The organism is Variovorax sp. dw_954, assembly GCF_018449755.1.
In the GTDB taxonomy this organism is placed as follows: Bacteria; Pseudomonadota; Gammaproteobacteria; order Burkholderiales; family Burkholderiaceae_C; genus Variovorax.
This window is the reverse complement of record NZ_JAAVVD010000012.1, coordinates 137,006-151,955: the sequence shown is the minus strand read 5'-3', so window position 1 is coordinate 151,955 and position 14,950 is coordinate 137,006. Positions and strand designations below refer to the sequence as shown.

The 14,950-nt window shown below is 66.4% G+C and carries 14 protein-coding genes; 4 read left to right on the top strand and 10 right to left on the bottom strand.

Annotated features, from left to right (window positions below):
- Positions 1 to 7: 7 nt before the first annotated feature.
- Both HB681_RS19715 and HB681_RS19710 read right to left on the bottom strand, forming a co-directional pair.
- On the bottom strand, positions 8 to 736 hold the full coding sequence (locus tag HB681_RS19715) for a DUF3348 domain-containing protein (RefSeq protein ID WP_213956637.1): 729 nt from the start codon (positions 734 to 736) through the stop codon (positions 8 to 10).
- Between the two features lie 67 nt (positions 737 to 803).
- On the bottom strand, positions 804 to 2,354 hold the full coding sequence (locus HB681_RS19710; RefSeq protein WP_256353978.1) for an acyl-CoA synthetase: 1,551 nt from the start codon (positions 2,352 to 2,354) through the stop codon (positions 804 to 806).
- 230 nt (positions 2,355 to 2,584) lie between these two features.
- Between HB681_RS19710 and HB681_RS19705 the strand changes: the two genes are divergently transcribed.
- Complete coding sequence (locus HB681_RS19705) at positions 2,585 to 3,748, top strand: ABC transporter substrate-binding protein (protein WP_213956566.1); 1,164 nt, start codon at positions 2,585 to 2,587, stop codon at positions 3,746 to 3,748.
- Between the two features lie 150 nt (positions 3,749 to 3,898).
- Here HB681_RS19705 and HB681_RS19700 read toward each other — a convergent pair whose 3' ends face one another.
- Positions 3,899 to 5,137, bottom strand: coding sequence for an MFS transporter (locus HB681_RS19700; protein WP_213956565.1), 1,239 nt, complete (start codon positions 5,135 to 5,137; stop codon positions 3,899 to 3,901).
- Positions 5,138 to 5,254: 117 nt separating this feature from the next.
- On the opposite strand from HB681_RS19700, the gene HB681_RS19695 reads away from it, so the two are divergent.
- Entirely contained in the window at positions 5,255 to 6,052 is a 798-nt protein-coding gene (locus HB681_RS19695; protein ID WP_213956564.1) for a helix-turn-helix transcriptional regulator, read from the top strand.
- Here HB681_RS19695 and HB681_RS19690 read toward each other — a convergent pair.
- Together HB681_RS19690 and HB681_RS19685 are read right to left on the bottom strand one after the other, a co-directional pair.
- On the bottom strand, positions 6,049 to 7,179 hold the full coding sequence (locus HB681_RS19690; RefSeq protein WP_218628261.1) for a 3-deoxy-7-phosphoheptulonate synthase: 1,131 nt from the start codon (positions 7,177 to 7,179) through the stop codon (positions 6,049 to 6,051). The two genes, HB681_RS19695 and HB681_RS19690, sit on opposite strands and share 4 nt — an antisense overlap.
- A gap of 47 nt (positions 7,180 to 7,226) precedes the next feature.
- Entirely contained in the window at positions 7,227 to 7,724 is a 498-nt protein-coding gene (locus HB681_RS19685) for a hypothetical protein (RefSeq protein ID WP_213956563.1), read from the bottom strand.
- Positions 7,725 to 7,851: 127 nt separating this feature from the next.
- Between HB681_RS19685 and HB681_RS19680 the strand changes: the two genes are divergently transcribed.
- Positions 7,852 to 8,181, top strand: coding sequence for a hypothetical protein (locus HB681_RS19680; RefSeq protein ID WP_213956562.1), 330 nt, complete (start codon positions 7,852 to 7,854; stop codon positions 8,179 to 8,181).
- A gap of 135 nt (positions 8,182 to 8,316) precedes the next feature.
- On the opposite strand, the gene fahA is transcribed toward HB681_RS19680, so the two are convergent.
- The 5 genes from fahA to HB681_RS19655 are packed head-to-tail and all read right to left on the bottom strand — an operon-like array spanning position 8,317 to position 13,798.
- Positions 8,317 to 9,597: a fumarylacetoacetase gene (gene fahA / locus HB681_RS19675; protein ID WP_213956561.1), complete on the bottom strand. Its 1,281-nt coding sequence runs from the start codon at positions 9,595 to 9,597 to the stop codon at positions 8,317 to 8,319.
- Positions 9,594 to 10,892: a homogentisate 1,2-dioxygenase gene (gene hmgA, locus HB681_RS19670; RefSeq protein ID WP_213956560.1), complete on the bottom strand. Its 1,299-nt coding sequence runs from the start codon at positions 10,890 to 10,892 to the stop codon at positions 9,594 to 9,596. The genes fahA and hmgA overlap by 4 nt, the downstream gene beginning before the upstream one ends.
- A 25-nt stretch (positions 10,893 to 10,917) precedes the next feature.
- The gene (locus tag HB681_RS19665; protein WP_213956559.1) at positions 10,918 to 11,124 is read right to left on the bottom strand and encodes a DUF2783 domain-containing protein; all 207 of its coding nucleotides are present in this window, start codon (positions 11,122 to 11,124) and stop codon (positions 10,918 to 10,920) included.
- A gap of 10 nt (positions 11,125 to 11,134) precedes the next feature.
- Positions 11,135 to 12,805: an FAD-dependent oxidoreductase gene (locus HB681_RS19660; RefSeq protein ID WP_213956558.1), complete on the bottom strand. Its 1,671-nt coding sequence runs from the start codon at positions 12,803 to 12,805 to the stop codon at positions 11,135 to 11,137.
- Between the two features lie 33 nt (positions 12,806 to 12,838).
- A complete protein-coding gene (locus HB681_RS19655) occupies positions 12,839 to 13,798 on the bottom strand; it encodes an MBL fold metallo-hydrolase (protein WP_213956557.1) in 960 nt (319 codons plus the stop codon).
- Positions 13,799 to 13,969: 171 nt separating this feature from the next.
- Here HB681_RS19655 and HB681_RS19650 point away from each other — a divergent pair, with 171 nt between their 5' ends.
- Positions 13,970 to 14,800, top strand: a complete 831-nt coding sequence (locus tag HB681_RS19650; RefSeq protein WP_213956556.1) for an IclR family transcriptional regulator — start codon at positions 13,970 to 13,972, stop codon at positions 14,798 to 14,800.
- The last annotated feature ends 150 nt before the right edge of the window (positions 14,801 to 14,950 follow it).

Below are 14,950 nucleotides of genomic sequence, written 5' to 3'. Positions count from 1 at the left end.
GGTCACTTCACTTCATGCGAAGGGCTTCGAGCAGCCCTTCGACCGGTTGAAATCGAATATCCAGTTCGGCCAGCAACACGCCTTGCATGTCCTTGCCGAACGCTTCCAGCCAGGCTGCGGGCTGGACCTGACCCGGCGAACTTACTGGCTTGCCGGCGTTGTCCGGCGCGTCCGGCGCGTCCGGCCCGTCCGGCATTTGGCCCTGCGCCCCCGCGTGCGCCTGCTTCAGACGCTTGAAATACTTCTCCAGCAGCGAAGGCACGTTCGCCAGCAAGCGCTGCTCCTGCGGGTCCAGGGCCTGCTCCATCACTGCGTCCACCGATGCCAGCCGCGCCATGGCCGGCGATCTGCCCGCCAGCACCGCCCTCAAGCGACCACGCAACGGCCCGATGCCCGCCTCCATCGCCTGCTGCCGCGCGATGTAGCGCTGGCGGTAAGGGGCGAAGTCGTCGACCGAGAAGGCCGTGCCTTCGGTGATGGCCTTGGTCAGCGCGGTGCGCACACGCGCGCATTCACGTTCCTCGGCGCTTGCGGAGGCAAGTGCGCGGGAGGGCGCGGTTGCCGGAGGGCTGTTCAACGCGGAGGACAAAGAGATGGCGTCGGTCCATCGGAGCCATTGGCTCAATCGCTCCGCGAAGGCTTGTTTGGGTTCGGGGGCGCCGTGATCGGTCAGTCGAGCCAGCAAGCGAATGAGCGCCGATCCGGTGACACCTGGGCGCCGTGACACTTGCACCATATCGCCAGAGGGAAAAACCGGGCAGTTTACCCGGTCGCCCCCGCCCAACCCCGGTCCACCCGATCGGCTACTGGGCGACGCCGTTGCCGCCCGCGTACATGAGCCGCAGTTCGCGCTTGAGCAGCTTGCCCGTCGGATTCTTCGGCAGCGCGTCGGTCAGGATCACGCGCTTGGGCAGCTTGAACCCGCCGAGGCGGCCGGCGCAGGCGGCGAGCAACTCCGCCTCGGTCATGTCCACGCCCTGCTTGAGCACGACCACGGCGGTCACCGCCTCGATCCATTTCGGATCCGGCACGCCGATCACGGCCACCTCCGAAACGCCCTCCACGCCGTAGATGGCCTCTTCCACCTCGCGGCTGGAGACGTTTTCGCCGCCGGTCTTGATCATGTCCTTCTTGCGGTCGACCACGGTGATGTAGCCCTCGTCATCCATGGTGCCGAGGTCGCCGCTGTGGAACCAGCCGCCATGGAACGCCGCGGCGGTGCGCTCCTCGTCGTTGTAATAGCCGGCCAGCAACTGGGGCGAGCGGTGCACGATCTCCCCGACCTCGCCGGTCTTCACATCCTGCATGTCGTCGTCGACCAGGCGCGTCTCGACATTGAGCGCGGCCTTGCCGGCCGAGCCCGCCTTGCGAAGCTGGTCCTCGGGCTTGAGCACGGTGGCCACCGGCGCGATCTCGGTCTGGCCATAGAGGTTCCACAGGCGCAGGTGCGGCATGCGCTGCTGCATCTCCTTCAGCACCTCGACCGGCATGATCGACGCGCCGTAGTAGCCCTTCTTCAGCAGCGACAGGTCGGTCTGCGCGAACTCAGGCGCACGCAGCAGCGCGATCCAGACCGTGGGCGGCGCGAAGAAGGAATTGATGCCGTTCGCAACCATCATGGCCAGCAGGTTCTGCGCTGTCGGCTTGCTCGTGATGATGTTGGTCGCGCCCACGTACACCGACGGGCCCAGGAACACGTCGAGCTGAGCGCAGTGGTAGAGCGGCAGCGCGTGCAGCAGGCGGTCCGAGGCGGTGAGCTCGATGTCGACCAGGCATGTCACGTATTCGGAGATGACTGCATCGTGGGTGAGCATCGCACCCTTGGGCCGCGACTCGGTGCCGCTGGTGTAGACGATCTGGGCGAGCATCGCGCCGTTCAATGCGCGCTCGGGTGCCGGGCCGTCGAGCAGCAGGCTGTCGAAGGCCAGCATGTCGGACTCTGGTGGCGAGGCCTGTTCGCCGGGCAGCCACACCAGTTGCTGCACCGCCGTGTCGCTGATCGCGGCCCTTGCCAATGCCGCCCCTTCGGAGTCCACGCAAAGCATGCGCGCACCGGCATGCTGGAGGATGTAGCGCGACTCGTCGGCGTTCAGCATGAAGTTCACCGGCACCAGCACCGCGCCGATGCGCGCCACGGCGAAGCGCAGGGCCGCGAACGCATGCGAGTTGCGCGACAGCACCGCAACCCTGTCCCCCACCCCGATGCCCTGCTCCACCAGGCCATTGGCCAGCCGCGTGCAGACGGCGTCGAATTCGCGGTATGTCCAGGCAGTCGATCCGCACTGGATCGCGAGCTTGTCGGGGGAGCGGCGGCAGGTGCGGCGCAGCAGGTCGCCAAGGGTCTGGCGGCTCATGTCTCCAGTCATTTTTTTCCTTTGTCTCGGTTGAAATCCAAGTATCCACGCGACGCCCGGCGCACGGCTTGTGAACTTTTGAATTCGTTCCTTGCCACCGCGTTTGCCTGATTCGTCGCGAATGCCACGCCAGGTCCTGGAAGAGACCTCGCGCAGGTGACGAATTTACATTTTGTTGCTAATGTCAATGGCTTCGTTGAACCACCTGAACGCCGAATTGGATAGCCAGCATGAACAGATTCGAGGCCGCCTCTTCTTCCCTGTCCCACACGCCCAATCGGCGCCAGGCCATCGGCCGCGTGACGGGCGTCTTGGCGGCCGCGTCCGGGCTGGCGGCGCCCGCATTTGCGCAGGCCCGGGTGGTTCGGATCGGCACGACCTTCGACAACAGCAGTGTTGAAAAGGCCAACGGCACGGGCATGTTCCTGGGCTCGTCGGCGTACTTCAACGCAGTCAACAAGGCCGGCGGCATCCACGGCGCGAGGATCGACCTGGTCTCCGCCGACGACCAGTTCAAGCCCGACGTGGCCAAGGCCAACGCCCTTGCCTTCGCCGCCGACAGCACCGTGGTGGCGATGCTGCATCCGCTGGGCACGCGCCAGGCGGCCGAGGTGATCGACGCGGTGCCCGGCATGGCCGTGGTGGGGCCGAACACGGGCACGGTGTCGCTTCGCAAGAAGGCCGCGCCCAACGCCTTCTGGGTGCGCGCCAACTACGACCAGGAAATCGACAAGCTCGTGGCCACGGCGGTGACGGCCGGGCAGACGCGCATCGGCATCGTGTATTCGAACGATCCGCTCGGCCAATCCTTGCTGGCAGGTTTCAAGGCGGCGCTGGCGAAAGTCAAGCTGGAGCCGGCGGTCATCGCGAGCACGCCGGGGACGACCAGCATGGAAGTCGGCCCCGCGGCCGCGCAGATCGCCGCGGCCACGCCGCAGGTGGTCATCATCGGCCTGGCCGGCACCGCGCCAGCTTTCGTGAAGGCCCTGCGCCAGGCGGGCGGCAAGAGCAACGGCTATGGCCTGTCGATCACCGCCGGATCGCTGAGCGCGATGGGCGAGTTGTCGCACGGGCTCGGCTTCTCGATGGTGATGCCCTCCCCCTTCGCGACGAAGTTCGAAATCGTGCGGCGCTACCAGGTCGACATGCTGGCCAGCGGCAACAAGGAGTTCTCGCTGCCGAGCCTGGAGGGCTATGTGGATGCCTGCGTGCTCGGCGAAGGCCTGCGCCGCGCCGGCCCGTCGCCCACACGCGCGAGCCTGCTGGCATCGATGGAACGGATCGAGGGATTGGACCTCGGCGGCGTGAAGATCAACTTCAGCCGCGGCAACCGCGAAGGCAACCAGTTCGTGGACGTGGCGGTGATCAGCGCGAGCGGGCGATTGCTGAGCTGAAGCGGAAGGCGGGACGCGCGGCGCCTCAGAAGGTGTGAAGATTTCGTAGCGAGGGCGCCGAGGTCGGGTCGAGGACCGGAACCGCACTCTCGTGCGGTGAGGACCGCAGGCCCGAGATCGGCGTCCGCAGTAGAAAGATTCACACCTTCTTCAGTGCGCGGCCTTTTTCCGCTCGATATTCGGCAGCAGCATCGCCACAATTCCCAGCAGCGGCAGGTACGCAATCACCTGGTACACGTAGTCGATGCTCGTGTGGTCCGCCAGCAGGCCGAGCATCGCGGCTCCCAGTCCGCCCATGCCAAAAGCGAAGCCGAAGAACAGCCCCGACACCATCCCGACCTTGCCGGGAATCAATTCCTGCGCATAGACCAGGATCGCCGAGAAGGCCGACGACAGGATCAGCCCGATCAGGATGGTCAGCGTGGTGGTCCAGAACAGGTCCGCATGCGGCAACAGCAACGCGAACGGCGCCACGCCGAGGATCGAGGCCCAGATCACCGGCTTGCGGCCGATGCGGTCGCCCACCGGCCCACCGATCAGCGTGCCGAGCGCCGAAGCGAACAGGAAGATGAACAGGTGGTACTGCGAGCCCTGCACCGACAGGCCGAACTTCTCGATCAGGTAGAAGGTGTAGAAGCTGCTGATGCCGGCGATGTAGAAGTACTTCGAGAAGATCAGCAGCAACAGCACGCCGATCGCGCCGATGACCTTGCCGCGCGGCAGCGGTGCCACCGCTGGACGCAGCGCCGCACGCGCTTTGGCCGCAGCGTGGTGCAAGGCATACCAGCGGCTCACCTGGATCAGCAGCGCGATGCCGAGCAGCGCGGCCAGGCAGAACCAGGCCACGCTCGACTGGCCGTACGGCACGATGACCACCGCCGCCACCAGCGGCCCGAGCGCGCTGCCGGTATTGCCACCCACCTGGAACAGCGACTGCGCCATGCCATGCCGCCCGCCCGAGGCCATGCGCGCCACGCGCGACGACTCCGGATGGAAGATCGAAGAACCCGTACCGACCAGCGCCGCCGCCACCAGCACCACCCCGAAACTGGGTGCGAAGGCCAGCAGCAGCAGACCCGCGAGCGTGAACGTCATGCCGATGGGCAGCGAATACGGCGTCGGCTTGCGATCGGTGTACAGACCCACGAGCGGCTGGAACAGCGAAGCCGTCAGCTGGTAGGTCAGCGTGATCAGGCCGATCTGCCCGAAGCTCAGGCTGAACTCGCCCTTGAGCACCGGATAGATCGCGAGGATCAGCGACTGCATCATGTCGTTGATCAGGTGCGATGCGCTGATGGCGCCGAGCACGCGGAAGGCGGTGCGCTGCGCGGCGGGCGCGTTGGCTGGTGCGGCAGGAATCGTGCCGCTGGGAGGAAGAACGCTGGACATGGAGCTGGATTGCGCGCGCAGGACGCGCGCAGTGGGAAGTCGGATCAGGCGTGGATCGTAGAGGTACGATCGATGCCTGTCTCTCGCCAACCGGGCTCCCCTCTTCGCAAAAAGGACATGGCAAGCTTCCGCAGATTTCCGCCCGCGATGCCGGACCCCGACTTTCTCGCGGACGTCGACCGCAGCGAAGCGCTCGTCAGCTGCCGCCCCAACGACTATCCGCCCGGCCACGTCATTGGCTGGCATGCGCATGCCAAGGAGCAACTCGTTTACGCGGCGCACGGCGTGATCATGGTCAGCGCGCAAGGCGGCCAGTGGATCGTGCCCCCGACGCGCGGCATCTGGATGCCGGCCGGCGTACGCCACAGCATCCGTTGCATCGGCGAGGTCCACATGCGCAGCGTCTATGTGCGGCCCGGCGCCACGCCACACCTGCCGCGGGACTGCGCCGTGGTCGGCATTTCGCCGCTGCTGCGCGAACTGATCCTCGCAGCGATTTCGATCACGCCCGGTTACGCGACTCCTTCCCGCGATGGCCGCGTGATGCGGCTGCTGCTCGATGAACTGCACGCCCTGCCCGTGCTGCCCTTGCATCTGCCGCAACCCGAAGAGCCTCGTCTGCAGCGCATCTGCACGCGCCTGCTCGAAGCACCCGACGACCCGACCACGCTCGACGACTGGGGCCAGCGTCTTGGCGTCGATGCCAAGACCATCCAGCGCCTGTTCGCACGCGAAACCGGCATGACCTTCGGCCAATGGCGCCAGCAAGCGCGGCTGCTGCATGGCCTGGAACGGCTCGCGAGCGGCGAGAAGGTCGTCGACGTTGCGTTGGCCGCGGGCTACGACAGCCCCAGCGCCTTTGCCACGATGTTCAAGCGGCAGTTCGGGCAGACGCCGAGCGAGTTCTTTCGTTAGCGAGCGGCCGGGGCCGTCGTGCGACGCGTCTTCACAGCGGCAGCCAGTTCGTGCAGCACCGGCACCGTCTGCACGAAGCTGATGCAGGCATCGGTGATCGACACGCCATGCTTCAGCGGGGTGCCGGCGACCAGGTCCTGCCGGCCTTCTTCCAGGTGGCTTTCGATCATCACGCCGGTGATGCGCCGGTCGCCTGAAGCGATCTGGCCCGCCACGTCCTGCGCCACGACGATCTGCCGCTGGTGCTGCTTGCTGCTGTTGCCGTGCGACAGGTCGACCATGACCTGCTCGCGCAATCCGTTGGCACGCAATGCCTCGCAGCTCGCCGCGACATCGGCCGCCGAATAGTTGGGCGCCTTGCCGCCGCGCAGGATGACGTGGCAATCGTCGTTGCCGCGCGTCTCGAAGATCGCGGCCATGCCCATCTTCGTCATGCCCATGAAGGCATGCGGCGCGCGCGCCGCGAGGATGGCGTCGGCCGCGACCTTGATGCTGCCGTCGGTGCCGTTCTTGAAGCCGATCGGGCAGCTCAGGCCGGAGGCCAGCTGGCGATGGCTCTGGCTCTCGGTGGTGCGCGCGCCGATGGCGCCCCAGGCGATCAGGTCGGCGACGAACTGCGGGCTCAGCAGGTCGAGGAACTCGGTGCCGGTCGGCAGGCCCAGCGTGGTCAGCTCCAGCAGCAGGCGACGGGCGCGCTCCAGGCCCTCGTTGATGGCGAAGCTGCCGTCCAGGTGCGGATCGTTGATGTAGCCCTTCCAGCCGACGGTCGTGCGCGGCTTCTCGAAGTAGGCGCGCATGACGATGAGCAGGTCGTCTTCCAGTTCATCAGCGACGGCCTTCAGGCGGTGCGCGTAGTCGAGGGCCTGGTCATGGTCGTGGATGGAGCATGGCCCGACCACGACGACGAGCCTGTCGTCGCGGCCATGAAGCACGTCGGCGATCCTGGCGCGGCTGCTTTCGACGAGCGCCAACGTGTTGTCGCGCACCGGCACGCGCTCCTGCAGCAAGGCCGGCGTGATCAGCGGGCGCACCGCGCCGATGCGTACGTCGTCGATGCGGGTGGTGTCGATGGTGCTGTCGCGCGAGCCGACTTCGGCGTCGTGGAGGGGGTCGTCTAGTTTGGGCATGGCGGGAATCTCGGGTGCGTAGGGACTTTGCGGGCGCAATTGTCCACTCACCCGCCGGCGAGCCCCGTTCGGCGTTGGCGGCTGCATTGTCCGGAGCGACTTCGTCCGACATACAGCCTCTCGCGTGCATATAGTCTTGAAGCACCACTTGCATCGAACCATTGCTCCATGTCCATCGTCTGTGATGCCTGCAAGTCGAGCAATCGGAACACCGCCATGTTCTGCATCGGCTGTGCGCGCCGCTTGCCCAGCTTCGTTGCAACCGGGCCATCCATGCTGGAGACGACGCGTCGCGGGGGGTTGACGCGGCCGGCCACCGGGACGCCGATCGAAGGGCATTCGGCTGGCAGGGTGCTCGAAGACGATCCGCGCAAGCCGTGGCTCTGGCTCGGTGCGGGCGCATCGATGCTGATCGCTGCCTTCTTGGCCTGGTTCTTCCTGGTCGCATCGCCCGCGAGCGACAGTTCGGTGCGCCGGCTGCCGCCTGCCAGCGTCGCAACAGCGGCACCAACTTCCTCGCCATCGCTTGCCAGGTCGAACGACACGCCGCAGTTCGACGATCGACCAGCCGCCACGCTGGCATCACCGCCAACCCCACCTGTTGCGGCGGCACCGACGCCGGTTCCGACAGATGCCTCTGCGCCAACGCTGCAACGCGCCGCACCTTCTGTCTTGCCCGCGGCCGCCCCCAACAGGGAAGCAGCGCGCACGGTCGAGAAGTTCTACATCGCCCTGTCCTTCGGCGATGGATCGACCGCCGCCTCGCTCGTCACGCCGACCAAGCGCGGCGTCGGTCCCTTCAGCGAGGCCGGGATGACGAGCTTCTACGGCTCGCTGCGCGACCCGCTCGCGCTGCGCTCGGTGCGGCCGTTGGGTGGCGGGCGGGTCGAGGCCCGCTACCGATATCGCGCGACGACGACCACCTGTGAGGCCACTGCCGTCGTCCAGACCGAGACGGTCGGGGACAAGACGCTGATCCGCAGCATCAGCGCAAATTGCTGATCACGCCGACTCAGAAGGTGTGAAGATTTCGTAGCGAAGGCGCCGAGGTCGGGTTGAGGAGCGGAACCGTACACCCGTACGGTGAGCACCGGAGGCCCGAGATCGGCGCCCGCAGTAGAAAGATTCGCACCTTCTTCAGCTTCCGACCACCGTCCCGCTCACCTCACCCAACCCGATCCGCGCCGCGCCGGCACGCTCGCAGTAGCCGCGCAGCGTGAGCGTGTCCCCATCCTCAAGGAAGGCCCGAGTCTCGCCGTTCGGCAGCGAAATCGGCTGCTTGCCACCCACTGTCAGTTCAAGCAGCGACCCAGCCTGATCCGCCGCCGGGCCGGACAAGGTGCCCGAGCCCAGCAGGTCGCCCGGCTGCAAATTGCACCCATTGACCGTGTGGTGCGCCACGAGTTGTGCCGGCGTCCAGTACGCCGCTTCACGCATGTCCGTCTGCGACAGGCGCACCGGCGCCGCGCCGGCCTCACGCATCTTCTTCGTCTGCAGCCACGCTTCCAGCGTGATGTGGAAACTGCCGTGTTCGCGGTTGTTCGGCGAATCGAGATACGGCAGCGGCTGCGGATCGCCTTCCGGCCGCTCGAAGGATGCGCGGAAAGGCGCCAGCGCCTCCAGCGTCACCAGCCACGGCGATACGGTGCTCGCAAAGTTCTTCGATAGGAACGGCCCGAGCGGCTGGTACTCCCAGCCCTGCAGGTCGCGCGCCGACCAGTCGTTGAACAGCGTCACGCCGAACAAATGCGATTCCGCGTCCGCCATCCCGACCGGCTCGCCCAAGCCATTGCCCCGCCCGATGAACCAGCCGAGTTCCAGCTCGTAGTCCAGGCGAAGACTAGGCCCGAACACCGGCGGCGCGGCGGGGTCGGAACCGGCCGGCTTGGTCTGCCCCTTGGGACGCTTGAATTGCTGGCCGCTCACGCCGATCGACGAGGCGCGCCCGTGGTAGCCGATGGGCACCCACTTGTAGTTGGGCAGCAGCGGGTTGTCGGGACGGAACTGCTTGCCCACCGTGGTCGCGTGGTGGACGCTGGTGTAGAAGTCGGTGTAGTCGCCGATGCGGCAGGGCACGGTCATCTCGACATCGGCCTGCGCGTAGAGCGCGAGTTGCCAGTCCTTCTGCTTGGGGCTGCCTTCGCGCAGGCTTTCCGAGAGGCTTGTGCGCAGTGCGGCGCGCTCCTCGGGCGTGGCCGCCATGAGCAGGTTCATGTCGGCATGGTCGATGAGGTGCGCGGCTTCGAGGTCGAGCACGCGGTCTCCGATGGCCACGCCGATGCGAAACGCTTCCTTGCTGCCCTTCGGCCGGAAGCGCCCGAATGGCAGGTTCTGGATCGGGAAATCGCAGCTGGGTGCGTTCGCGGTTTCGACCCAGCTTCGCAGTTTCGGGTCGTGGGTTTCGTTGATGTCGGTCATGATTTCTTGAACTGGTCTTTCAGGCCGGCCCAGCAGTCGGCGTACTCTTGGTCGAGTGAATTGCTGGACAGCGCCCATTGGGTCGGCAGGAAGCGGTAGCGGCTCTCGAACATGAAGGCCAGCGTGTTGTCGAGCTTCTGCGGCTTGAGGTCGGCGTTGCTGGCCTTGGTGAAGGCTTCCTCGTCGGGGCCGTGCGGCACCATGCAGTTGTGCAGGCTGGCGCCGCCGGGTTTGAAGCCGCCGGGCTTGGCGTCGTATTCGCCGTACACGAGGCCCATGAACTCGCTCATGAGGTTGCGGTGGTACCAGGGCGGACGGAAGGTGTCCTCCATCACCAGCCAGCGCGGCGGGAAGATCACGAAGTCACAGTTGGCCGTGCCGGGCGTGTCGCTCGGCGACGTGAGCACGGTGAAGATGGAAGGGTCGGGGTGGTCGAAGCTGATCGAGCCGATGGTCATGAAGCGCGCGGTGTCGTACTTCACCGGCGACAGGTTGCCGTGCCATGCGACCACGTTGAAGGGCGAATGGCTGGTCGGCGCGCGCCAGAAGCGGCCGCCCGCCTTCTTGACGAGTTCATAGCCGCCGTCTTCCGTCTCGAAGGCGGCGACGGGCGCCTGGAAGTCGCGCGCATTGGCCAGGCCGTTGGAGCCGATCGGGCCCAGTTCCGGCAAGCGGAACTGCGCGCCGTAGTTCTCGCAGACATAGCCGCGCGACACACCGTCGGGCAGGCCGACCTTGAAGACCACGCCGCGCGGCACCAGCGCGATCTCGCCAGGCTTCACCTCGAGCACGCCCATCTCGGTGGTGAGCACGAGGCGGCCTTGTTGCGGCACGAGCAGCATCTCTCCATCGGCATTGACGAAGGCGCGCCGCTCCATCGAGCGGCCCGCGATGTAGATGAGCGCGCCGATGCCGCATTGCGCCTCCGCATCGCCGTTCGCGGCAAGCGTCTGCATGCCGTCGATGAAGTCGACCTGCTCCGCGCCATCCATCGGCATCGGATGCCAGCGCATCGGTTCGGGCGGCAAGGGCACGCTGCGGTCGCCGCCGGTCTGCCAGCTCGACTGGGCATAGGGCTGGTAGCGGCCCGACACCACGGAGGGCTGGCGGCGGTACATCCAGGTGCGCCGGTTCTCGTGGCGCGGCGCGGTGAAGGCAGTGCCGGAGATCAGCTCCGGATAGAGGTCGAGCGGCGCGCGCTGCGGGCTGTTGCGGCCCTGCGGCAGTGCGCCGGGCACGGCTTCGGTGGCGTATTCGTTGCCAAAGCCGGTCTGGTAGGCGAGCGGTGTGGTCATGGACTTTCTTCGAGACGAAATGGGTTCAGGCGCGCTTGGCCGCGGCAAAGGCTTCGCGCAGCACCGGCAGCGAGCCGATGTGGTTGGCCAGCAGCAGCACCAGGCGCGCGTTGAAGGCGTGGCTCTCTTCCGCCGAGAGGCCTTGGTGGGATTCGATCAGCGCCTCGTAGAAGTCGTCCGGCGCGTCGAGATTCGATTCGGTGATGAGTCGGGGTTGGGTGGCTTGCAGCATGAGGATTCCTTCAGACCCAGCCGAGCGCGCGATCCAGCGCGTCGCGGATCACGGCGGCGTCGGGTTGTCGCCAGCGCGCGCAGACATGCTGGTCGGGGCGCAGCAGGTAGACGGTGCCGACTTCCGCGTCGTAGCGCCGGGCCGCCAATGCGTGCGCATCGTCGAGCGGCACGACCACGGTCCTCACCGGCACGTGCGCGGCTGCCGATGCTTCGGCCACGGCCCGCGCGGCCCGGTCGGAGAGGACATCGATGCCGAAGACCAGCGCCGTGAAAGCCTCGCCGCCGGCATGCGCCAGCAGCCATCCCATGCTGCCATCCTTGCGGACCAGCGGCGCATCGGCAGCCACCGCGCCCGGCACCATGCGGCCGTTGAAGGCTTGCGCATCGGGCGTGCTCAGCGCGGAGTCGTGCAAGGTGGCAGGCACCGAGAGCCGGCCGCTGTTGACCAGCTTGCGCGCAAAAGCATTGACCTTCGCCAACTCCAGCACCGCATCGCGGAACAACTTGCTGACTTCGCTCTTGGGCGTGATGAAGTCGGTGGCGCGCGTCGAGTTCAGGATGTTCTCGTCAGCGGCGTATTCGCGCTCCTGGCCGTAGCTGTCGAGCAGCGCATCCGACGCCTGGCGTTGCAGCACTGCAGCGAGCTTCCACGCGAGGTTTTCCGCATCCTGCACACCCGAGTTGGCGCCTCGCGCGCCGAAGGGCGAGACACCATGCGCCGAATCACCCGCGAACAGCACGCGGCCATGGCGGAACTTGTCCATGCGCAGGCACGAAAAGGTGTAGACGCTGGCCCATTCGAGGTCGAACTGCGCGTCCTCGCCGAGCAGCGCCTTCACGCGCGGGATGATCTTCTCGGGCTTCTTTTCTTCCTCGGGGTCGGCATCCCAGCCGAGCTGGAAGTCGATGCGCCAGACGTTGTCGGGCTGCATGTGCAGCAGCACGCTCTGGTTGGGATGGAACTCCGGGTCGAACCAGAACCAGCGTTCTGCAGGCCGATCGAGTTTCATCCTGACGTCGGCGATGAGGAAACGGTCCTTGAACTGGCGACCCTTGCTTTCCAGCCCGAGCAGTTGTCGCACGCTGGAGCGTCCACCATCGCAGGCGGCAACGTACTCGGCCTCCAGCAGATAGGGGCCATCCGGCGTCTCGACCGTCAGCGTGACATGGTCGGCATGCTGCACCACGCCCGCCACCTTGTTCTTCCAGCGCAGATCGATCAGCGGCAACTCCGCCGCGCGCTCGGCCAGGAAGCCTTCGACGTAGTACTGCTGCAGGTTGACGAAGGCCGGCCGTGAATGCCCCGCCTCGGGCAGCAGGTCGAAGCTGTAGATCTCTTCCTTCTTGAAGAACACGCGCCCGACATTCCACGACACGCCCTTGTCGACCATGCGCTCGCCGCAGCCGAGGCGGTCGAAGATCTCCAGCGTGCGCTTGGCGAAGCAGATGGCGCGCGAGCCGGTGGAAAGCGTGTTGTCGTTGTCGAGCAGCACGACCGGCACGTCGCGCTGCGCCAGGTCGATGGCCAGCGCCAGGCCCACCGGGCCGGCGCCGACGACGACCACGGGCCGCCGCACGGGCATCGCGGCGTCCTGGTCCGCATGGCGCACATAGTCGAATTCCAGCTTCTGGTAGTCGACGGCTTCGCCCTTGCGTGATGCAAGCTCGTTCAATTGCATGGTGTGGTCACTCCTGCGAGGCGAGCCGGCCGCTCAGCCTTCCAGCGTCTTCCACATCTCGACATCGCGCTCGGCAGTCCAGATCCGCGGGTCCGCGTACTGCGTGGCTTCGTCGTAGCAGCGCGTCACGTCGAAGGGCATGCAGTGGTCGAAGATGACCCAGTGGCCGTACTTCTGCTTGAGCACGCCGTAGGTGTCCTTGTAGACGGCGTTCAGGTCCTTGCCGGCGGCGACGCCCTTCTGCACGTTGGCATACACGTCGGCGATGAAGTCGCGCGTCTCGCCGAGGCCCTTGGCCACTTCCGCGGGCGTGGTCAGCGCGGCGCCGCGGCCCGGCACCAGCGCCTTGGGCTTGAGCGCGGCAATGTTGTCGAGCGTCTTCGGCCAGTCCTTGAAATAGGCGTCACCGGCGTACGGCGTGGCGCCGAATTCGACCAGGTCACCCGACAGCAATGCGCCCTCGCCCGGCAGCCAGACCACCGTGTCGCCCTTGGTGTGGCCGCGGCCGAGTTGCAACAGTTGCACCTCGAGCTTGCCCAGCCACAGGGTCATCTTGCCGGTGAAGGTCATGGTCGGCCAAGTCATGCCGGCCGGCACCGTCTCGACGTTCTGGAACAGGCGCGGGAAGCGGCCGATCTCGCTGGCCTTGTCCTGCTCGCCGCGCTCGACGATGAGGTCATACGTGTCCTGGCTGGCGATGATCTGCTGCGGCTGGTAGGCGCTCGCGCCGAGCACGCGCACGGCGTGATAGTGGGTGAGCACGACGTACTTGATCGGCTTGTCGGTGACTTCGCGGATGCGGCGGATCACGTCGGCGGCCATGGCCGGCGTGGCTTGCGTGTCGGCCACCAGCACGCAGTCATCGCCAATGATGATGCCGGTGTTGGGGTCGCCCTCGGCCGTGTAGGCCCAGGCGTGCTCGGAGATCTGGCTGAACGTGACCTTCTTTTCTTCGAGGTCGGCTTGGGAGGCAAATTTCTTCGTGGCGGTCATCGGGGTGGCTCCTGTTGTCGTTTGTCTAAACCTAACTTGTTTGCGATTATCCAATCATTGGTTCGCTCAGGACGAATCAATCTGTGAATGACTAACTAGGGTTTTCCCTTGAATCATGGCTTAACGCGTTTGTCGTTGTCTAATTCCACGGGCTTGAACAGAGGTACGGACATGAACGAAGAAGTCGAAACGCGGCAGCAGCGCGGCATACAAAGCGTAGAAGTGGGCGGGCAACTGCTGCGCGCGCTGGTGCACCACGGCCGGCCGATGGCCCTGAGCGATCTCGCCCGCGAAGCGGACATGGCGCCGGCCAAGGCGCATCCCTACATGGTGAGCTTCGGCCGGCTGGGCTTGATCGAGCAGGACCCCGTCAGCGGCCAATATCTGCTCGGACCGCTGGCAATGCAATTGGGGTTGATCGGACTGCAGCAGAACAACCCGGTGCAGATCGCCTCGCCGCTGATCGAGGCGCTGGCGGCGAGCATCGGCCAGACCGTTGCCATCGCCGTCTGGGGCGACCGGGGCGCGACCATCGTGCGCCTGGCCGAATCGCCGGCCGCGGTGCACGTGGTGATGCGGCACGGCACCGTGTTCTCGTTGACCGATACCGCCTCGGGTCGGCTCTTCGGCGCGTACATGGAGCCCGCGGTGGTGAAGCGCTTCCTGGAGGAGGAACGGTCGCGTCGCAAGCAGCGCGACCGCGGCGACCCGACCCCGCAACCCGGCATGCCGGCCGCCGCGCCGGTGCCGAACTGGCGTGAATTCGAAACGCACCTCGAAGAAGTGAAGCGCCACGGCCTCAGCCGCTCGACCGGCGAGATCGTGCCTGGCGTCAATGCCATGGCAGCGCCGGTGTTCGACCACAAGGGCACGATCGTGCTGGCGGTCACCGCGATCGGCGCGGCGGGCGTGTTCGACAGCAGTTGGGATGGCGAAGTGGCGCGGGCGCTCAAGGCCTGCGCGAGTCAGGTCTCGCGGCGGCTCGGCGCACCGGCGACCTGAGCGTCTTCAAGCGTCTTGTCGCGGCGCACGAAGCCACCGCTTCGACGGCCTCCGCGGCGCTCTCGCCAGGCTTTGGTCAGGCAGCAGTCAGACTCAAAAGCGTCGCGCACCCTGCAAGACACATTTATGCGCAAATGTTTGCGCCTACTC